Annotated in this window: 19 protein-coding genes; 7 read left to right on the forward strand and 12 right to left on the reverse strand. The window is 64.0% G+C overall.

The genetic code is table 11. From position 1 onward, the window contains the following. Window positions 1-17 precede the first annotated feature (17 nt). Complete coding sequence (locus JN280_RS35375; protein ID WP_244742563.1) at window positions 18-377, forward strand: hypothetical protein; 360 nt, start codon at window positions 18-20, stop codon at window positions 375-377. Between the two features lie 185 nt (window positions 378-562). Here JN280_RS35375 and JN280_RS35380 read toward each other — a convergent pair whose 3' ends face one another. The 10 genes from JN280_RS35380 to JN280_RS35425 all read right to left on the reverse strand — a co-directional run bounded on the left by JN280_RS35380 (window position 563) and on the right by JN280_RS35425 (window position 12,081). Then, window positions 563-3,913 (reverse strand): AAA family ATPase, encoded by a 3,351-nt coding sequence (locus JN280_RS35380; RefSeq protein WP_202308841.1) that lies wholly within the window; start codon window positions 3,911-3,913, stop codon window positions 563-565. 685 nt (window positions 3,914-4,598) lie between these two features. Beyond that, window positions 4,599-4,928: a hypothetical protein gene (locus JN280_RS35385; RefSeq protein ID WP_202308842.1), complete on the reverse strand. Its 330-nt coding sequence runs from the start codon at window positions 4,926-4,928 to the stop codon at window positions 4,599-4,601. Between the two features lie 154 nt (window positions 4,929-5,082). After that, the gene (locus tag JN280_RS35390; protein WP_202308843.1) at window positions 5,083-6,054 is read right to left on the reverse strand and encodes a DctP family TRAP transporter solute-binding subunit; all 972 of its coding nucleotides are present in this window, start codon (window positions 6,052-6,054) and stop codon (window positions 5,083-5,085) included. 32 nt (window positions 6,055-6,086) lie between these two features. After that, a complete protein-coding gene (locus JN280_RS35395; RefSeq protein ID WP_202308844.1) occupies window positions 6,087-7,367 on the reverse strand; it encodes a TRAP transporter large permease subunit in 1,281 nt (426 codons plus the stop codon). Next, the gene (locus JN280_RS35400; protein WP_202308845.1) at window positions 7,364-7,978 is read right to left on the reverse strand and encodes a TRAP transporter small permease; all 615 of its coding nucleotides are present in this window, start codon (window positions 7,976-7,978) and stop codon (window positions 7,364-7,366) included. Before JN280_RS35400 ends, JN280_RS35395 begins: the two co-directional genes overlap by 4 nt. Window positions 7,979-7,981: 3 nt before the next feature. Continuing rightward, a complete protein-coding gene (gene gndA, locus JN280_RS35405) occupies window positions 7,982-9,478 on the reverse strand; it encodes an NADP-dependent phosphogluconate dehydrogenase (protein WP_202308846.1) in 1,497 nt (498 codons plus the stop codon). Window positions 9,479-9,494: 16 nt separating this feature from the next. Beyond that, complete coding sequence (locus JN280_RS35410; protein WP_202308847.1) at window positions 9,495-9,836, reverse strand: hypothetical protein; 342 nt, start codon at window positions 9,834-9,836, stop codon at window positions 9,495-9,497. A 34-nt stretch (window positions 9,837-9,870) separates the two neighbouring features. Next, window positions 9,871-10,776: an NAD(P)-dependent oxidoreductase gene (locus tag JN280_RS35415; protein ID WP_202308848.1), complete on the reverse strand. Its 906-nt coding sequence runs from the start codon at window positions 10,774-10,776 to the stop codon at window positions 9,871-9,873. Window positions 10,777-10,799: 23 nt separating this feature from the next. Next, a complete protein-coding gene (locus tag JN280_RS35420) occupies window positions 10,800-11,348 on the reverse strand; it encodes a gluconokinase (RefSeq protein ID WP_202308849.1) in 549 nt (182 codons plus the stop codon). After that, complete coding sequence (locus JN280_RS35425) at window positions 11,317-12,081, reverse strand: SDR family oxidoreductase (protein ID WP_202308850.1); 765 nt, start codon at window positions 12,079-12,081, stop codon at window positions 11,317-11,319. The genes JN280_RS35420 and JN280_RS35425 overlap by 32 nt, the downstream gene beginning before the upstream one ends. A gap of 141 nt (window positions 12,082-12,222) precedes the next feature. Between JN280_RS35425 and JN280_RS35430 the strand changes: the two genes are divergently transcribed. From JN280_RS35430 to JN280_RS35440, 3 genes are all read left to right on the forward strand, one after another. After that, entirely contained in the window at window positions 12,223-13,143 is a 921-nt protein-coding gene (locus JN280_RS35430; RefSeq protein WP_202315255.1) for a 2-hydroxyacid dehydrogenase, read from the forward strand. 77 nt (window positions 13,144-13,220) lie between these two features. Next, window positions 13,221-14,579: an IS1182 family transposase gene (locus JN280_RS35435; RefSeq protein WP_202307593.1), complete on the forward strand. Its 1,359-nt coding sequence runs from the start codon at window positions 13,221-13,223 to the stop codon at window positions 14,577-14,579. A 152-nt stretch (window positions 14,580-14,731) separates the two neighbouring features. Beyond that, window positions 14,732-15,763 carry an L-idonate 5-dehydrogenase gene (locus tag JN280_RS35440; RefSeq protein WP_202308851.1) on the forward strand — a complete coding sequence of 344 codons (1,032 nt, stop codon included), beginning with the start codon at window positions 14,732-14,734 and terminating at the stop codon, window positions 15,761-15,763. A 12-nt stretch (window positions 15,764-15,775) separates the two neighbouring features. Here JN280_RS35440 and JN280_RS35445 read toward each other — a convergent pair whose 3' ends face one another. Beyond that, window positions 15,776-16,768, reverse strand: coding sequence for a LacI family DNA-binding transcriptional regulator (locus JN280_RS35445; RefSeq protein ID WP_202315256.1), 993 nt, complete (start codon window positions 16,766-16,768; stop codon window positions 15,776-15,778). Window positions 16,769-16,903: 135 nt separating this feature from the next. After that, window positions 16,904-17,263: a hypothetical protein gene (locus JN280_RS39185; RefSeq protein WP_210387827.1), complete on the reverse strand. Its 360-nt coding sequence runs from the start codon at window positions 17,261-17,263 to the stop codon at window positions 16,904-16,906. A gap of 194 nt (window positions 17,264-17,457) precedes the next feature. Here JN280_RS39185 and JN280_RS35450 point away from each other — a divergent pair, with 194 nt between their 5' ends. From JN280_RS35450 to hemA, 3 genes are all read left to right on the forward strand, one after another. Beyond that, the gene (locus JN280_RS35450) at window positions 17,458-17,712 is read left to right on the forward strand and encodes a hypothetical protein (protein WP_202308852.1); all 255 of its coding nucleotides are present in this window, start codon (window positions 17,458-17,460) and stop codon (window positions 17,710-17,712) included. Between the two features lie 515 nt (window positions 17,713-18,227). Continuing rightward, window positions 18,228-18,557, forward strand: a complete 330-nt coding sequence (locus JN280_RS35455; RefSeq protein ID WP_202308853.1) for a hypothetical protein — start codon at window positions 18,228-18,230, stop codon at window positions 18,555-18,557. A gap of 368 nt (window positions 18,558-18,925) precedes the next feature. Next, complete coding sequence (gene hemA, locus JN280_RS35460; protein WP_202308854.1) at window positions 18,926-20,203, forward strand: 5-aminolevulinate synthase; 1,278 nt, start codon at window positions 18,926-18,928, stop codon at window positions 20,201-20,203. Window positions 20,204-20,221 lie beyond the last annotated feature (18 nt).

Below are 20,221 nucleotides of genomic sequence, written 5' to 3' on the forward strand. Positions count from 1 at the left end.
GGAGGCGCAGGCATTCGATGACCGGCAGGCTTATGAACAACGCACTGATGGTCGCCGCCATCGGCGAGGCCCTGACCGGTGCCGCGCTTTTCGTCGCGCCGTCGCTCGTCTCGGTGCTGCTGCTCGGCGAGGACTTGTCCGGCATCGCCGTCCCTGTCGCCCGTGTCGCCGGCATCGCCCTGATAGGCCTCGGGATCGCCTGCTGGCCCGGCCCGCCGCTCGCCGGCATGCTGGTCTACAGCGGGGCGGTCGCGGCCTATCTCGCCTGCATCGATCTGCAGGGCGCGCGCGCAGGCATTCTTCTTTGGCCGGCGGTCATACTGCACGTCGTCCTTACAGTCCTGCTGGTGCGTGAACTGGTCAAACCTCGGCGATGATCCGTGCCGCCACGCTGCTCGACAGGCAGGACATATGGTAGCCGAAGTTGGAGAGCCGACGTCCCCGGTGGGCACAAGCAGGGATCCTGCTGGATCTCGGCGAGTTGGACCTCTCTGGCGCTGGCGCCCAAAGGATCTTCCGGCGGCGCAGCGGCGCCATCGAAGGCACCATGCAGCAACTCACCTCAGATGCGCAGTTCATCGAGGAGTTCCTTGGTCTCCCTCAGGTCCGACAAGTCGAAACCCTCGGTGAACCAGTCGTAGATCGGGGTGAGGAGATCGGCGGCCTGCCGCCGCTCCCCTCGTTCAACCAGGAGTCGCGCGATGTCGCGCGCGGCACGCAACTCCCAGAAGCGAGCGTCCTGACTTTTAGCCGTCGCCAGCGCCCGCCGGAACGCCGCTTCCGCGCCGGCGCCGTCGCCGGGCCGCAGCCGCCGCCGAATGACACCCTCTCGGCGCTGAATTTCGGCCAGTTCGTAGAAAGCCCCGCTGCGCCTCGCCAACTCTTCGGACGCTGCGATCGTTTCGAAGGCCAGAACATCGCCGATCGCGGCCTGCGCCTCTGCAAGGACCGATCGCGACAGGGCGCCGAAGAGGCCGCTGCCCGTCGCCTCCACCTCCTCGATCAAGCGAGGCAGCGCATCGGCAGCACCGGCGGGGTCTCCCGTTGCGAACATAGCCCAGCCTGCAACAATACGGGCCATTGCCTGCCAGAACTGGAGGCCACGCAGCCGTGTTTCCGAAGTAACCTCCAACGCCAGTTCCCTCGAACGGGCAGCCTCTCCCGCCAATGAAGCCAACGCAGCGCGGTGCCAGATCGCGTGGGCCTTCGTGTGGACCTCACCCGACGCCTGGACGACATCCCACGCTTCACCGGCCAGTGCGCGGGCGCGATCAGGAAACCCAAGCGCCAGTTCCGCGAAGGCGAGATAGGAATTGATCGACACGATCGGATCAGCGCCCGTCACGGCGCTGAGACTTTTGTCGCGCTCGTGATCGTAAAGCGAGCGCGCCGTTCCCAAAGTCTCACGGGCCTCGGTAAGCCGGCCTGCCATTGTCTGGCTGTCGCCCAGCATTCGAAGAGCCATCATAGAGAGTTGAGGATCTCCCCGGCGGGTCGTCTCCTCACGCATCTCCTTGGCGACGACGAGCGCAGGACCGACGTTTTCGCGCACGTGGTAGACAGCCCAAACTCCATAGCGGGCGAGCATGAACAGCCGCTGATCGTCGGCATCCCGGGCCAGGGCATCTGCGCGAGCGTAAAGGGTCTTGGTTCGTTCGTGGCCGTAGCCGTAGCGGACAAGCGACAATTGGGAGTGTGTGATTGCAATGGCGGCTTCCGCCCGCCTCCGCTTCGGCACATCATGGAGCGCTGGCAGCAACGCGAGTGCGCTTGCCAAATGCGCCTCGGCCTCGGCGAAGGCGGCCCGGCCGACTGCGGCCTCGGCGGCCTCGTGCCACCAGCCGATCGCTCGCTCCGCGTCGCCGCCCGCCTGGGCATGCTGGGCGAGTATCTCGGGACGAGCCGCGCCACTGACCTCAAGGATTCCCAGAAGGCGCATATGAAGCAACTGCCGCCGGCTCTTGAGCATGCTCTCATAGGCGGCATCCCGGACCAGCGCATGCTTGAAAAGGTAGCTCGCGTCGGGCGGCACGCCCCGGCGAAACACCAGTTCGGCCTCGACCAGCTTGCGCATCGCTTCGGTCAGGTCCGCCTCCGGCATGGCGGCGAGGGCCGCGATCGAACGATAGTCGAAGCTGCGGCCGATGACAGCTGCCGTCTGTGCCACCTCCTTCACCGGCTGCAACCGGTCAAGACGGGCCATCAGCGAGTCGTGCAGCGTCGTCGGTATCGCCAACGCGCTCAATGGCCCCTCGAGGCAATAGGCATCGTTCTCCTCGTGCAGCATGCCGGACTCAATCACTGCCTTGGTCATCTCTTCGACGAACAGGGGCACGCCGTCGGTTCTGGCGGCGATCTCTTCGAGCAAGTCGTCCGGCAAGCGCTTGCCGCGGGTGATGCGCAGGACAATTGCCTGCGTCGCCGCGCGCGCCAGCCGGTTCAGCGCCAGCCTCGTCACCACCGGATGACTAGCGAAAGACGCGACGAAGGTCGGGCGCGCGGTGATAAGCATGAGGACGCCGATGCCCTGCACGCGATCAAGCGCAAGCTCGATCAATTCCAATGTGGTGGGATCGATCCAATGCGCGTCCTCGATCACCCACAACACAGGCCGCCGTTCGGCCAAGCCGGCGAGTTGGTCGATCAGGACAGCGAGAGTGCGATTGCGGCGCTGCTGCGGCGTCAGTGCCGACGCGCCATAACGCGCCTCGCCGTCGATACCCAGGATCGCCGCCACGAGGGGTGCAGCCTCGCCGATATCGTCGCTACCTCGGGCAAGAAGCGATTCCAGCCGCTCCAGCCGGCGCTCGGTGCTATCCTCCGCGGCGAAGCCGGCCGCGAAGGTGAGGTGCTGGATCACCGGGTAAAGCGCGGAATCCGTATTGTAAGGCGAGCACTGATAGCGCAGCAGGAAATGTGGATCGCCTGCCGATGCCTCGATCAGCGCCTCGGTGATCCGCGACTTGCCGATGCCGGCCTCGCCGGTGAGCAGCACCACTTGGCCTTCGCCACTCCTGGCCTGCCGCCACCGCTCCGACATGAAGCCGAGTTCCTGGTCGCGACCGACGATCGGCGCCAAGCCGCCTCCATGCCGGGCCGCGAAGCGGGTTTCGAGGGTGCGTTCGTCGAGCACGGCGAAGGCGGCGGTGGGTTCCTGGATGCCCTTTAGGGTTTGGGCGCCGAGGTCGCGCAGCACGAAGACGTCTCCCAGCAGGCGGCGGGTCGCCTCAGCGATTACCACCGTGCCGGGCCCGGCCGCGCTCTGCAGCCGTGCTGCGAGATTGGGCGTATCGCCGACCACGGCCTGCTCCTGCGCCGCACCCTCGCCAGCGAGGTCGCCGACGACGACAAGCCCCGTCGCGATGCCGATCCGCGCCTGCAAGGCCGTTCTGTCGGGTGTCTGCAGCCTTCCCATCGCTCTCACCACCGCCAGGCCCGCTCGCACCGCCCGCTCGGCTTCATCTTCATGGGCTTTCGGCCAACCGAAATAGGCGAGCACGCCATCACCCATGAATTTCGCGACATGTCCCTCGAACCGTGTGATCTCGCCAGCCACCGTGTTCTGATAGACGCGGATGATCTCGCGCATGTCTTCGGGATCGAGCTTGGCTGAAAGCGCGGTCGAGCCGACGAGGTCTGTGAACATCACCGTCAACTGCCGGCGCTCCGCGTCGGGCTGCTTTGCCGCATCTACGGGCAGCGGAGCGAGCGAGGCGGCAGCGCTACCAGACGCGGCGTTCAGGGAGGCGATCGCCTCTAGCAGCTTCTTACGATGGCCGACCGAGGCGACCCCTATGTCCTTGAGGTCGTCGCCGGTCAATTGAAGCAGCACTTCGCCGTCGACATCGTTCTCATCGAAAGCCTGCCGGTACCGCTCGAGCCCAAGGCCCACTAGCCAAGCCGCGATATCCAATGGCCTCCCCTATTCAGCCTGAGGCAGGATGATCCACAATACCTCAAACAAGAGCCGGTGTATCGTCCTGGCCTTGGCCTCTCATTGGGCGGCCGCGCCATACCGGGAACCAGACGTATGGACCGTGGCCATAGACGTCGATCCGGTGGGAGACACAGGAACCGGTGGGAGACACAGGACGAAAATATCAAGAAACTGCGGAAGAACGAAGTGTTCCGCCTTTCCGTAAACGGTTGAAACTGTTTGCTTCAACAGCCCGCCCCTGGGCATCGCGCTTTTCAATCGCACGCCGGTTCGCTGCGCTCCGATGGGGCGGCCTGGCCGGTCGACGGGCGGTCGCGCTTGCGAATTCCCTCGAGTTCGATTTCGCCGGCCAAGGGCACCGCTCTCAGGCAATCTTTTCGGGCTTTTCGGCGCATTCCATGCAAGCGAGAAACTCTTCGCGCCGCGGTGCAGGTCACCAATCCTCGTAGGCCGGGCAGCGATCGGCCGGGATTTCGGACAAGAGAAAGGTCTTGTCGTCGATGCCGGGCTCGAGGTCGATGCCGGCTTCATCATCGCAGCCGTCGCGCGACGCCCAGCAGGATTGATGATCGGCGAACAGTAATCTGCCCGGTTCGACTGGCCTTGGTGCGGTGGCGTTTCAGCAACGGAGGTTCAAGCTGCGGCGCGGGCCGACAAGACTTCAACAGTCCGCTTCCTGTCGTCTGCAAACCAAGTGGTAATGGCGCCCCTCATACATGGACATGATGGACTGGTGCGCGAGCCGCGCCTCTTCGCGCACCGGCGATGCCATCGCCTCCTCGATCGCCGCCAATGAGGGGTAATCGATCTGCTGGATGAGGAATACGGCAGGCGTGTCCTCATCGCATGTCACGGGCCAAAACAACCGTACCTTCTGCGCGTGTGGCAACCGGCGCCAGATTGGCAGGAGGTGGCTCTCGACGGCGACGAAGAAGGCCTCTTCCATCCCCTCGAGAATGTGCCCTTCGAAGAATGCAGTGCGCGTGAACACGGCTCGGCTCCGACAACAGTGAGATCAACGGCAGTTCTCGCCGCCATCTGAATTCGATGTCATGGACCTTGAAAAATTGGCGGGCGGCGAGCGCGCCCGCCAGATTGGCCATGGCCGCCGGGAGTGGAGCGTCCAAGGCTTGGCGGCGGTGGGCTCACTTCGACGCTTGAATACGCTCGATCAGGTCATCGCCATGCGCCGCTATATAGGTAGCCCAGGTCGGCTCGGCAGCTTTCTGGAACAAGGCCTTGTCCACGTCGCGATTGATCTCCATGCCGTTGGCCGCCAGTTCACCGAGGATCTCCTCCTGCTTCTCAATGCTCATCTTCCGCTGCATGGCGGTGGCCTCGGCGGCGACGTCCTGTATCACCTTCTGCTGCTCGGGCGTCAGCGCGTTGAACTTGTCGAGGTTCATCGCAAGCACCAGCGCGGAATAGGCATGCTCGGTGAGGGAGAGGTATTTCTGGACTTCGTAGAACTTGAAGGAATAGGTGATATTTATCGGGTGCTCCTGGGCGTCCACAACGCCGGTCTCAAGGGCCGTATAGAGCTCGGCCACGGGGAGTTGTTGCGGATTCGCATTGAGAATCGAGAACAACTCGTTGAGCGACTTGGAGTTGTTGGTACGCATCCTGAGGCCGGCCGCATCCCCCGGCACACGGATCGGACCGTTGTTGTTGGTTATGTTGCGATAGCCGTTCTCGGGAAAGGCGAGCCCTTTCAGGCCAACGGCTTCGAAACCGGCAAGCCCCTCCCGGCCGATCTCGCCGTCCAGCACCCGGTAGGCATGCTCACGGCTCTCAAGCATGAAAGGCAGGTCGAAGGCATCCAGCTTCGGCACCATGCCGGTGAAGTTGTTGAGGCCAGACATGACGATGTCGACAACGCCGGAGCGGGCGCCGGTGATCATCTGCTGGTCGTTGCCGAGTTGACCCTGCGGGAAGATCGCGACGGTTACCTCGCCATTCGTCCGCTTCGCGACCTCTTCGGCGAGGAAGACCGCGAGGTTTTGCTGCAGGTCGGTATCGGGGGCAGCATGGGCGAACTTCAGTTCGACACCCAGGGCGGCATTCGTCCCGCACGCCATGAGCGCCGCCAGGGCTGCCCCGAACAGATGTTTTCTCATTTCGATTTCCTTCGCGTTTGACAGTCGATTGTTCAGCCGATGAGCCAGCCCATCGGGACGGTGATGAGTTCGGGAACGAGCACGAAGAGCAGCAGCAGCGCGACGTAGACGGCGATGAACGGCAGGACGCCGGCGACCGCCTTCTCCAGCGGCACCTTGCCGACACCGCACACAACATTGAGCACGGTCCCGACCGGCGGCGTGATGAGGCCGATCGAAGTATTGATGACGAACATCAGGCCGAAATACACGGGGTCGATACCCGCCGCCTTCACGACCGGCATCAGAAGCGGCACGAGGATCAGGATCGTCGGGCTCAGGTCCATCACCATGCCGACGAGCAGCACCAGCACCATGATGGTCAACATCAGCAGCCGGGGGCTGTCGATGAGCGGTTCAAGGAAGGCGGCGAGGTTCTGCGGAAGTTGCGCCACGGTAATCAGCCACGACGCAACCATGGCGCAGCCGACGAGAAACATGACCATGGCGGTTGCCCGCGCCGAGCGGATGAGCACCCCGTAGAAAGCGGGCCAAGTCAGTTCCCGATAGACCACCGTCGAGACAAAGATGGCATAGACGGCCGCAACCACGGCGGCCTCGGTCGGCGTGAAGATACCGAAGCGGATGCCGCCGATGATGATGACCGGGAGCATGAGCGCCCAGATGCCATCCTTGGCCGCCGCCCAGCGCATGCTCGCCGGCACTTTGGGCGGTGTCTCCAGGTCGGCGCCGCGGACCAGGAACCACCACGTGGCGACGAGCGCCACGCCCATCATGAGTCCGGGCGCGATACCCGCCAGGAAGAGTTTGGCAATCGAGATGTTGCCTGCCACGCCCATGAGGATCAGCGGCAGCGACGGCGGGATTACCGGCGCGATGATACCACCGGAAGCAAGCAGCCCGACGCAATATTTTTCAGGATACGCCGCATCCCGCATCATCGGCAGCAGGATGGCGATCAGGGCCGCGGCGTCGGCAACGGCCGAGCCCGACAGGCCCGCGAGGATGACTGCCGTGATGATCGCGACATAGCCGAGGCCGCCCTTGCGGTGACCGACCATCGACATGGCCAACTTGACGATCCGCTTGGAAAGTCCGCCAACTGACATGGTCTCGCCCGCCACGAGAAAGAACGGGATCGCGAGCAGTGCATAGTTATCGACGCCGTTGACCAGCGACTGGGCCAGGATGTCGGAACTGAAGAGCCCCATCTGGAACATCAGCGCCGCGGAAGCGAGCAGCAAGGCAAAGGCGATGGGGAGGCCGAGCAGAATGCCGAGGATGAGGACTCCGAGGAAGAGGGCCAATGTCATTGCCGTTCCTCCCCGACCTCATCGGTCTCATATCCGGAACGCCCGGAAAAGACGCGGATCGCGGCAATGACCGCCATCAGCGCGCCGCCGACCGCGCCGGCGAGATAAACCGTACCCACCGGCAAGCCGCTCATCGGCTGGATGTTCGCCCAGTTGGCGAAGGTCTGGCGCATGCTGCCCAGAAACAGCATCGCACAGAACACGACGATGACGACCTGGATCAGCACGATCATCAGACGTTGCAGGCGCGGTGGCATTGCCTCCACCACCGATGTGAGTTGCAGGTGTTCGCCATGGCGCAGGCAGGCGACCGCACCGAGCATGACGATCCAGACGAAGAGGAAGCGCGAGACCTCCACGGAGCTCGCCATCGCGCTTGAAAAACCATAGCGCAGGACGACGTTGGCGAAAACGACACCGATCATTGCCAACATCATCAGCGCCATGACGGCGTCGAGGACCTTCCAGCCGGCATCGAAGATGCGACGAAATTGTCTCACAGGCGTCTCCTCCTCCCTGATGGACTTTTCCAGTATGTTATCGATAACATGGTTTGTCAACCAGGTTCGACCATTTGACCTGCAGCTGTCGCCAACTGCTTGTTCTTCCAACTGCTATTCTTCAACGGGTCCGCTATTTGCGGGGCTCGATCGCGTCGGCCCATCCAGCATTGCAGCAGGGGACACCGAGGAAACCGCCAGCCCCCACGGCCCGTGGTGAACACCGGCGGTGTCGGTCCTGTCGAACCCGTGGGCGCCGAAGAAGTCGCGCTGTGCCTGGATCAGATTGGCCGTTCCGCGGCTTTGGCGGTAGGCCTCGAAGTGGCTCAGCGCCGCGGCGAGAGAAGGCACGGGGAGCCCGCTCCCGACCGCGTCCGAGACAACGGCGCGCAGTTGCGGCACCGCCTTTTGCATGATCCGGACAAAGGCCGGAACGACGAGGAGGTTGGGCGCTTCCTTCTCCGCTTCGAATGCGGAGGCGATCGTGTCGAGAAGGTCGGAGCGGATTATGCAGCCGGCCCGCCAGATGCGAGCGATCGCGGGCAGCGGCAGGTTCCAGCCGAACTGCGCCGACGCTGCCGCAATCACCGCAAAGCCTTGCGCATAGGCGGTCACCTTGCCTGCAAGAAGGGCCATCTCGGCCGTGGCAACGAACGAGGCGCGCTCCAGGGCAGAGCTGCTGCCCAGGCTGCCATATGCCGCGGCTGCGAATTCCCGCTCCGTTTTCAGCGCCGAAAGCGAACGGGCCGCCACAGCGGCTTCGATCGCCGTCGCCGGTACACCCATTACCTGTGCTTCGATCACCGACCAGCGGCCCGTCCCCTTCTGGCCGGCCCTGTCCAGGATGAGATCGGTAACAGGCGTCTCGCTTCCAGGGTCCCGGGTCTCGAGAACCTTGGCGGTGATCTCGATGAGATAGGAGCGCAGCGGTCCGTCGTTCCAACGCCGGAACTGGGTCGCGATCTCCCCCGCGGACATGCCTGCACCATCCCGCATCAGGCCGTAGATCTCGGCTATCATCTGCATGTCGGCATATTCGATGCCGTTGTGGATGGTTTTTACGAAGTGGCCGGCGCCGTCCGGTCCCAGCCGCGCGCAGCAGGCTTCTCCGTTGTATTTTGCTGCGATCGCGTCGAGTATGCCCTCCACACGCGCGTATGACGCCTCGGTGCCGCCGGCCATGAGCGATGGCCCGTAGCGGGCGCCCTCCTCGCCGCCGGACACCCCGAGGCCGAGGAAGGAAAGGCCCGCCTCATCCAGGGCGCGCGCTCGGCGAATCGTGTCGCGGAAATTCGCATTACCGGCGTCGATGATCAGATCGCCCGGCGCCAACAGGGGTTGTAGCTGTTCGAGTTGCTGATCGACCGCTTCCCCGGCCTGGACCATGAGAATAATTGCGCGCGGCGGCCGGATCGCCGCGACCAGTTCGGCCAGTGTGCCGGCCCGGATTATGCGCTCCCCGAGCGGCCCTGCAGAATCGGCAAAGACCCTGAGTTTTTCTGCCGTGCGATTGAAGACGGCGATGGGATAGCCGTTTTCGGCAATGTTCAATGCGAGATTGGCGCCCATGACGCCAAGCCCGATCAGCCCTATGTCGGCTTCAATCGCCATGCGGTCAGTTCCCTCGTCAGCCTAGCTGCGCCGGTGCGTATTCATTCGCTTCGAAGACGTGATGGTGTATCCGCCCGGTGAACAGCTTCATGAGTTCGGCCGTGACGTCCCGGCTCTGGAACCGCACGTCCGACCGCAGCGCCCTGTCGCAAGCGTCCCTGTCCGGATAGCGGATGGCCAGGGCCATGGCATATTCGGGGGCGCCCTCGTCGCGCTGGGTGCCGTCTAGCACGCGGATCTCCTCGGCGCCGGGAAAGCGGGTCCAGAGCGGCACCAGCTTCTCCTTTACGAACTGGCGGAACTCGGCCTCGCGCCCCTGGAGAATCTGCCCCTCGAAGAGGGCGTAGCGTATGATCATGGCATTGTCCTTCTGAGATGGATTGCATTCGAGGTCATCGCGTCCCGGCCTCGTCCAGCGAGCCAAACCCGTCGAGTAGACGCATCATCTCGGCTGAATCCCTCGATCCCAGTCCTGCCGCGCAGAGCAGGCGATGGATCTCGACCACTTGGCCGGTCATCGGCAATGGCGTCTTCATCTTGAGCGCAAATGCCTGGAGGGAATCGAGGTCCTTCAGCATGTTGTCGATGCGGCCGGTCGGCGCGAAGTCGCGGGCGGCAAATTTGGCCATGAACTCCTGCATGATGCTGGAGTCCGCGCGCCCACCCTTGAGCGCAGCCGGAATTGCCTTGGGATCGACGCCGCCAGCCTCCGCCACCTTCACTGCCTCGGCGACCGCCTGGAAGATCACCGCGCAGAAAAGCTGGTTGATGAGCTTCACGGTCTGCCCGGCGCCGTTAGGGCCCATGAGCGAATAATTGGCGCAGAGATGACCCATCACCTGCCGGGCGCGATCGAAATCCTTCGCCTCGCCGCCGGCCATGACAGTCAACCGTCCTGAAAGCGCGCCGGGGACCCCGCCGGACAACGGGCAGTCCACCCATTTCATCCCCGTCTCATCGGCAAGCCGCTTCGCCATCTCGGCGGTATCTGCCGGATCGATCGAGGACATATCGATGAGAAGCTTTGTCGGCGCCGCCGCGGCGGTCACGCCACCTTCGCCGAACACCACGGCGCGCACGATCGAGGCGTGGTTGAGACTGAGAATGACGAACTCGCTAAGGCGCACCGCGTCGGCTACCGAGCCCGCGGCGCTGGCGCCTTTCTCGACAAGGGCGGCGACCTTGGCCTCGTCGAGGTCAAACACCGCAACCGTGTTACCCGTATCCAGCAGACGGGTGGTGATCGCCGAACCCATTAAGCCGGCGCCGATGACGGCTATCTTCGATGGTGCAGTCATGTCTCCTCCCTGATGGTTTCCAGCTATTCAGTCTTTGCCTGCTCCAGCCCCGCCACTGCCGCCAAGACGATGTCTTCCACCGTCATGGCTATTGTCACCGCGACGACACCGTCCTCGCCGCTGGGATCCTCCAGCGTCGCGAGTTGGCTGTCGAGCAGTGCCGGCGGCATGAAATGGCCTGTGCGGGCCTCCATGCGCCTCTTCAGCAGTTCCCTTGTGCCCTGCAGGAACACGAAGCAGAGCCGTCCGCCAGCGCCCCTCCGCAGACGGTCTCGATAGGCCTTCTTCAGCGCCGAGCAGGAAACGACGAGCCCCTCGCCTGCCCCTGCCGCCTGCGCGATCGCGGCGCCAATTCGGTCGAGCCACGGCCCGCGGTCAACGTCCTGCAGCGGGATGCCCGCAGCCATCTTCTTGACGTTCTCTTGCGGGTGCAGCGCGTCGCCTTCGACGAACGGCGTGCCGAGCCGCGCGGCCAGTTGCTTCCCCACACTCGTCTTGCCGCACCCGCTGACCCCCATGACGACGATCAGCGGGGGCGTCTTACAGACAGGTCGTGATACCGCCATCGACATAGAGCACATGTCCGTTGACGAAAGACGAGGCCGGTCCGGCAAGGAAGACGGCCGCGCCAACCAGTTCCTCGACGTCGCCCCAGCGCCGCGCGGGCGTGCGCTTCTCGAGCCAGGCCGAGAACTCGGGATTGTCGACCAGCGCCTGGTTGAGCGGCGTCTTGAAGTAGCCGGGCGCGATCGCGTTCACCTGCAAGCCGTGCTGAGCCCAGTCCGTGCACATGCCGCGCGTGAGATTGCGCACGGCGCCTTTCGTCGCTGTGTAGGGCGCAATGCCCGGCCGGGCCAGTTCGCTCTGCACAGACGCGATATTGATGATCTTGCCGCGCCCGCGCCCGATCATATGCCGCGCCACCGCCTGGCCGACATAGAAGACACTGGAAACATTGGTCTTCAGCAACTGCTCCCAGCGATCGGCGGGAAAGTCCTCGAGCGGAGTGCGGAACTGCATGCCGGCATTGTTGACGAGAGTGTCGATCGGGCCGACCTCGCCTTCGATTCTCGCCACCCCTTCCTCAGTCGCCTTCTGGTCCGTCACGTCGAAAGCGGCCACGTCAACGCTGTGACCGCTCGCGCGCAGGCGTTCGGCGGCAGCGGCAAGCCTTGCCATGTCGCGTCCGTTGAGCACAATCGACGCGCCGTGCCGGGCGAGCCCTGCCGCGAGCGCCAAGCCGATGCCCTGGCTCGAACCGGTGACCAGGGCCCGGCTTCCGGTCAGATCAAAGAGTGCGGTCACGGCCTCCTCCTGCTGAATTTACGCGCTGTTCCCACAACTTCTTGGCATCAGCTTTCCCCTTGACATGAATGTTATCGATAACATAGTCAAGAGGCATCAGACGTTTTTTGGAGGAGATACCGACCCGTGATCGAGATTCTGATGATCGGTCCCTATCCGCAATGGGACATGGAGGAGTTGGAAGCGAGATACCGGCTTCACAAGCTCTGGACGACCGCGACCCCCGATGAGTTGATGGCCGAAGCTGCCCGCGGCGTGCGTGCGATCGCCACGCGCGGCGAGTTGGGGGCCAGCGCCGCCCTGATGGACAGGTTGCCGAAGCTGGAGATCGTCTCCTGCTACGGTGTCGGCACCGACGCGATCGATCTTGGCTATGCCCGCGACCGCGGCATCCGCGTCACCAACACGCCGGACGTACTCACCGAGGATGTGGCGGATATCGGCATAGGCCTCGCTTTGGCGGTCTGCCGACAGATTCCGCAGGCTGACCTCTATGTGCGCAACGGAAGCTGGCGCGGCGGCAACATGCATCTCGTTACGCGCTTCCACGGCAAAAGAGTCGGCGTCGTTGGCATGGGTCGCGTCGGCGCAGCATTCGCCCGCCGAGCGGCTGCTTTCGACTGTGCCGTCTCCTATTTCGACATCGCCCCGCGTGCCGACCTGCCTTACGCCTTCGTAGGCGACCTGGTCGAGCTTGCCCGCGGCAGCGATTTCCTCATTGTCACGCTGTCCGGCGGCGGGAGCACCCAGAAGATCGTCAATGCGGAGGTGCTGGCCGCGCTCGGGCCCGATGGCTTCCTCGTCAATATATCGCGTGGAACGACGGTGGACGAGACGGCGCTGCTTGAAGCGCTTGAGGCCGGTACCGTCAAGGGCGCTGGCCTGGACGTGTTCTGGAACGAGCCGGCGATAGACGAGCGATTCCACCGGCTTTCGAACGTTGTGCTTCAGCCGCATCATGCCTCAGGGACGATCGAGACGCGCAAGGCCATGGGCAAGCTGGTCCGCGACAACCTCGCCGCCCATTTTGGTGGGCAGCCGCTGCTGACGCCGGTGGTCTAGCAGCCTGTCGGACTTGAGGCGGCATCCAAGATGCGATTCAGTTTCATGGATTGATTCTCCTGGATTGAGCGCCGCCAATGAGCAATTTCCGCCAGGTCGACCGTGAGACGGGGTTTTTGCTTCCGCCCTCGGTGGACGAATGGCTGCCGGAGCGGCATCTGGCGCGCTTCGTGGTGGAGGTGATCGATCAGTTGGACCTGTCGCGGATGGTCAAGGCCTATCGCGGCGCGGGCTCGGCCTCCTATCATCCGAGCGTCTTGCTTGGCCTGCTGGTCTACGGCTACGCCACCGGGGTTTTCTCGAGCCGCAAGCTGGAGCGGGCGACTTACGATTCGGTGGCGTTTCGCTTCATCGCCGCCAACGACCATCCCGACCACGACACCATTGCCGCCTTCCGCCGTCGCTTCCTTGGTGACATCGAGCGGCTGTTCACCGAGGTCCTGGTGCTGGCCCGGGAAGCCGGAATGCTGAAGCTTGGAACGGTGGCGCTGGACGGCACCAAGGTGCACGCCAATGCCAGCCGGCACAGCGCGCTGTCCTGGGAGCATGCGAGCAGGATCGAGGCGCAGTTGAAGACCGAGGTGAAGGAACTGATGGCGCTGGCCGAGGCGGCCGACAAGGCGGATGTGCCGGACGGCATGTCGGTTCCCGAGGAACTGGCCCTTCGCGAGAAGCGGCTGCGGCGGATCGCCGAGGCCAAGGCGACGATCGAGGCGCGTGCCAGGGAGCGCTTTGGGCGCGAGCAGGCCGAGCATGAAGCCAAGCTGAAGGCGCGCGAAGAGAAGGCGAAGAAGCGCGGTCGCAAGCCCGGCGGCAAGCCGCCACTGCCGCCGACCGCCGACCCGGGACCCAAGGATCAGGTCAATCTGACGGACGCGGATTCGCGCATCATGCCGGTGGCCGGCGGCGGCTTCGATCAGGCCTACAACGCCCAGGCCGCGGTGGCGGCCGGCAGCATGCTGGTGGTTTGCAACGACGTGGTGCAGGCGGCCAACGACAAGCAGCAGATCGCGCCGATGCTGGACAAGCTGGCCGCCGTTGCCGCAACGCTGGGCAGCGCCGAGACGCTGCTGGCCGACAGCGGCTATTTCAGCCAGGCCAATGTCGCGGCCTGCGTCGAGGCCGGGATCACGCCGATGATCGCACCGGGCCGTGAGCACCACAATCGATCCTGGAAGGAACGCTTCGCCGCCGCGCCGCCGGCGCCGCAGAACCCGACACCGGTGGAGGCGATGCAGCATCGGCTGGCGACGCCGGAAGGCCGCAAGGTCTATGCGCTGCGCAAGCAGACACCCGAGCCCGTGTTCGGCATCATCAAATCGGTCATGGGCTTCCGACAGTTTCACCTGCGCGGCCTCGAAAACGTCAAAGGAGAGTGGAACCTGGTCACCATGGCCTGGAACATGAAGCGGATGTTCGCCCTCTGCCGGGCATGAGGGCGTGGCGCCCATTCCGGCGCCGCTCGATCCATCGTCGAAGGGCCGAAGTGCATCATCAAAAGACCCAGATCATGAAATTTTCGCCGACCCATCCCTGTTCACTCAATCTCAATTGCCCCAGCCCGACAGGCTGCTAGGAGGGCTTCAAGGTGAAATCCATTGTTATCCACGCAGCCAAGGACCTCCGCATCGAGGAGCGAGAAGCCGAAGCACCGGGGCCGGGACAGGTCGAGGTCGCGATCGGTGCAGGCGGCATCTGCGGCTCGGACCTGCACTACTACAACCACGGCGGCTTCGGAACGATCCGGCTGCGCGAACCGATGATTCTTGGCCATGAGGTGGCAGGCACGATAAGCAAGCTCGGAGAAAGCGTCTCGGGCTTGGCCGTGGGCGACCGGGTCGCCGTTTCGCCGAGCCGGCCCTGCAACGCTTGCCGCTACTGTCTGCTGGGGCAGCAGAACCAGTGCCTGAGCATGCGCTTCTACGGCAGTGCCATGCCCATGCCGCACATCCAGGGCGCCTTTCGCCAGCGGCTCATCGTGGAGGCGTGGCAGTGCCACAAGATCGCCGACGGCGTCTCGATCAACGAAGCCGCGTTCGCCGAGCCATTCGCCGTCACCCTGCACGCGGTGAACCGCGCGGGGTCGCTCTTGGACAAACGCGTTCTCGTGACCGGCTGCGGCCCCATCGGGGGCCTCTGCATTGTCGCAGCGCGCGCCCACGGCGCGCGAGAAATCGTTGCCACGGACGTAGTGGACACGGTACTGGCGAAGGCCCAGGAGATCGGCGCCGACCGTACGATCAATGTGGGGACCCAAGGCAAGACCTTGTCGAGTTACGGCGCCGACAAGGGCTATTTCGACGTCATGTTCGAGGCTTCCGGCAACGAAAGCGCGGTGCGAGCCGGGCTGGAGGTGCTGAAACCGCGCGGGGTCCTTGTGCAACTCGGCCTCGGCGGCGATATTTCGATCCCCCAGAACCTGGTCGTGGCGAAGGAGATCGAGATGCGCGGCACGTTCCGCTTCCACGAGGAGTTCGGGCTCGCCGTCGATCTCATCAACCGGCGCCGCGTCGATGTCAGGCCGCTGCTCACCGGCGTTTTTCCGTTGGAGGAGGCAGTGGCCGCGTTTGACGCGGCGGGAGACCGCAGCCGCTCGATGAAGGTGCAGATCGCCTTCTGAGGCGGTCGCGGGTCAGGTGCTCTCCCGCTCGACAACCTTGTAGGTGGTCAGGACAAGCTCCTGGCCATGATCCTTCTCCTCCCCTTTGACGAGTTGGACGAGCCGCCGCGCTGCCTGCCGCCCGATGCCATAGCAATCGACGTCGACGGTGGTGATGCGCGGGTGGCAAAAATTGCTGATCTCGAAATCGCCGAAGCCGGCGATTGCAATATCATCGGGGACTTTCATTCCCCGGCGCAGGCATTCCATCAGCGCGCCGAAGGCCGAGAGATCGGAAACGCATAGAACCACTTCAGTGTCGGGCCAACGCTCGAGCATTGTCACCACGGCCTGCCCGCCCTGCTCGATCGAGATCGGCGGAACACCGAACGAAACCAGGCGCCCCGGCGGCAGGCCGAGTTCCTCGGTAGCACGCACAAATCCGGCGCGGCGCTGACTGCCGCGGGTATCCCGCGCGGTGGTCCCGCCTATGTAGCCGAACTTGCGATAGCCCCTCGCAGCCAGTGTCCTGACCAGAAGCGCCATCGCCTCCTCGTTGGAAAAGCCCACCACCTGGTCGATCGGATTCGGCGGCAGTTCCCAGGTCTCGATCACAGGAACACCGGCATTGTCCAGCAAACGCCTCGCTCGCTCCGTATGACTGCCGCCGGTCAGGATAATGCCCTCGGGCCGCCGCCGCAGCATCGACTCGACGAGTTGCTCTTCCTTTTCAACAGTGTAGTCGGTGTAGCCGAGCAGAAGCTGGAGCCCCGCCTTCTCCAATTCATCGGTGATGCCGCGGGCGGTGTCGGCAAAGTTGGAATTGTTGATCGAGGGGATGAGCGCGGCCACGAAGCCGGTCTTGCGCGATGACAGGCTGCCTGCCGACTGATCGAGCACATAGCCCAGATCGTTCACGGCCGCCATAATTCTGCGTCGGGTCTCGTCGGAGACCCGCCCGTCCTGCTTCAGGGCCCGTGACACCGTCATCGCCGACACACCTGCGCGGCGGGCGACATCGGCCATGGTTGGTGCCTGATGCTCTATCGGCTTTGCACTGGTCTTATCCATAGGGCCCCTTTCACCAGCAACCTCATGCCTGCGCGTCCTTGCAACCTGCAGCTTATTGTTATCGATATCACTCTGCAAGCAAGCCGCGGCCTAATTCGTCATGCTAGCTTGCAGTATCCGGCTCCACGGATTCCGCGTCACATGCGCGGCCGCGCGACCGCGGAAACGCCGAACCGCGGTAAGATCTCCTGCACGTTTCCGGGGGGCAAAGAAAGAGTCGCGAAAGCGCGTAGGCTGGCGCTCCCGAAGGAGCATTGCCTGAGTCCGCCAGCCCGCGCTCTCGCCCGAAGGCTCGTCGCGCGGGCCTTCTAGATAAAAGCGGTCCACCCTGTCGACGCACGATTTTGAAATTGCATGAAATATGACGTGACCGAATTTCATGCCAAAGATTTTCATGTCTACTTTTGACATTTCAAAGTAATATTTCAAGTCACCACTCGAATTGGTCACCAAAGATCTCCGTTCATATACACGCCAATACCGCCGACGCGCCTGACACCCGCACCGCAGGACGGGCGGACCGACGCCGGCGGAGGCTCCTGAGCCCTTCGCCACGGATCAGCGCTTCCCGAGTTGTAACTACAGTTTTACTGGCGCGGCGCGGAGGCCGGGAGTAACCTTGAAGATATCAGGAGGTCATGGTCATGCGTTATCTGGCCATTGCGATCGCGACCGGGCTTGCCACCATCGTGTCCGGCTGCACGACAAGCTATCTCGACAGCGTGAACTATCTCGGCAGCGCCGGCACGTACGAACCGGGCTATCGCTACACGGGCTACGGTCCGGCATATCTCGGGCAGACCGGCCTGTATGGGCTCAGCCCCGGGACGGCGCGTGTCCAGCGATCCGACCGCGCCCGTCTCGCCAGAGACAATGCCGAGCATAACTACGGCCGCTGAGGCCGAGAGGACTGTCGGGCCAGTCCGTCGGCTGCGCAGCGGCCCCTCCGCCGAACGCCGCGCACGCGTGCCGTTGCGGTGATTTCGGTACTCCGGCCGCGTGACCTTGTCGCGCCACGCCGGGTTCTCGCTCGAATCCGGCCTCAGGCCTCAATCCGGATTCACGGTTGAATCACGCACGCCGAAAGACGTTACCCAACGTAACAACAAGGGAGAGTGGGGCGCTCACGGACGCCCCGCAATCGAAGCCCGAGCGCGCCAATTCCAAAAAGGGGCGGCAGGCGCTGCTGGGCACCGGGGACGGAGCGCTGCCTCCCAAGCGTCTCCGTCCCCTCCGGCTTCACGCTGGGTTCACGTAGTCCGAGTTTACTTGCTTCCGGGCACGCAAAGGACGAGACTTGGCGGACCCGCCAGGAACAACGCTTTGAGGAGTGCCTTCAGTCAACGGCGATCAGCATTCGCGGCCTGTCCGCGCCAGCCGACCGTGTGTCGTAGAACTTCGGGGGTGACAAGTCATGACCGACGCAAGTTTCGCAACCAAGGCCCGCGCCTCGACCGTTCGGAAAAAGGCCAGCACGCTGCAGTCTGGTCGCGTGTCTCTCTCACGTCTCCCGGTGCAGGGTTTCGCGTCGAACCGGGATGCCGCCGGGGGCTGCTACTTCGAAGAATACGAGATCGGGATCGGCGCCTGGAAGGCGACGATCGTCAAGGTGCTGGACTACGGTTCAGGCCGCACGCGACTTCGGGCGCGATACGAAGCCGACCAGAAGGCCGGACGGCCCGAGCGGCAAAGGCGGCACAGCGTCCGCCGCCGCCGAGCGAGGCGCTACGTCGAAAGTTTCTGAACGGGAAGCCGCCCCTTCGCGTCGCCGCGCTGGATTTCGCGGCGACGAATGCGGCACCCGGCGCCTCCTGCAGGCCGATCCTGACATCATCTGCGCAATGCGCCTCGGAACGTCGAGATCATCACCTGGGCCGGCCAAATGGCCAGGGGACCACGTCCGGACGGAGCGGGCGGGCCGCGGCTTGTCGTCAGACGCCAATCCGAAACCTTCGGCCCGCGGTTTTCGTAGCTTGATCGAGATCAAGGGAATATCAGCGCTTTGCTGCTCGTTATCGAGCGCGGCGAGCAGCGTGGCATTTTGCCCCCCTTGGCACGATGGACGCCTCCCGGGGCAGCGACTATGATCTCGGCCAACATCGGAAAGGCATCATGAACTACCAGCGGTTCTTCGAAGAAGCGATCGATCAGATCCATGCGGAGCGGCGTTACCGGGTCTTTGCCGACCTCGAGCGGATCGCCGGTTCCTTTCCCCGCGCCATCTGGCGCTCCGGCGGCGAGGCCAAGGAAATCATCGTCTGGTGTTCCAACGACTATCTCGGCATGGGACAACACCCCGATGTCATCGCTGCGCAGCAACAGGCGGCCGCCCGGATGGGCACCGGCGCCGGCGGCACCCGCAACATCTCCGGAACCAACCATCCGCTGGTCGAGCTGGAAATCGAACTGGCCGATCTGCACGGCAAGGAATCGGCGCTCGTCTTCACCTCCGGCTTCGTTTCGAACGAGGCCGCCATATCCACCATCGCGCGGCTTCTGCCCAACTGCCTGGTGCTTTCCGACGAACTCAATCATGCCTCGATGATCGAGGGCGTGCGCCGCTCCGGCGCCGAGAAGAAGATCTTCCGCCACAACGACGTCGCACATCTCGAAAGCCTGCTCCAGGCTGCGGGCCGCGAACGCGCCAAGCTGATCGTCTTCGAGTCGGTTTATTCGATGGACGGGGATATCGCGCCGATCGCACGGATCGCCGACCTCGCCGAGAAATACAATGCGATGACCTATATCGACGAAGTCCATGCCGTCGGCATGTATGGACGTCGCGGCGGCGGCATCACCGAGCAGGAAGGCCTTGCCCACCGGATCGACGTCATCGAAGGCACGCTCGCCAAGGCGTTCGGCACCATGGGCGGTTACATTTCGGGGCCGCGCACCGTAGTCGACGCGGTGCGCTCCTATGCACCCGGCTTCATCTTCACCACGGCGCTGCCTCCGGCGATCACCGCGGCGGCGACCGCCTCGATCCGCCATCTCAAGCAGTCGGGCGCCGAGCGCGAGGCGCAGCAGCGGCAGGCCCAGCGCACCAAGGAGGTCCTGTCGGCGGCCGGTCTTCCGGTGATGCCGTCCTCGACCCATATCGTTCCCGTGCTGGTGGGCGACCCCGAGCTCTGCAAGATGGCGACCGACAGATTGCTCGGGCTGCACGGCATCTACATCCAGCCGATCAACTATCCCACGGTCCCGCGCGGCACGGAGCGGCTGCGCATCACGCCGACGCCGTTCCATTCGGATGCGCTGATCGCCGAGCTTCGGGATGCCCTGGTCGAGACCTGGGACGCCATCGGCATCCCCTATGGGTCGGCCGGCAAGCCTTCGATCGCCAAGACCGACCGCATCATCCCGCTGCTGGTACCCAAATCAGGCGGCTGAACCCCGGCACCGCCGGGG

It is taken from the genome of Mesorhizobium sp. L-8-10 (assembly GCF_016756635.1).
Lineage (GTDB): Bacteria > Pseudomonadota > Alphaproteobacteria > Rhizobiales > Rhizobiaceae.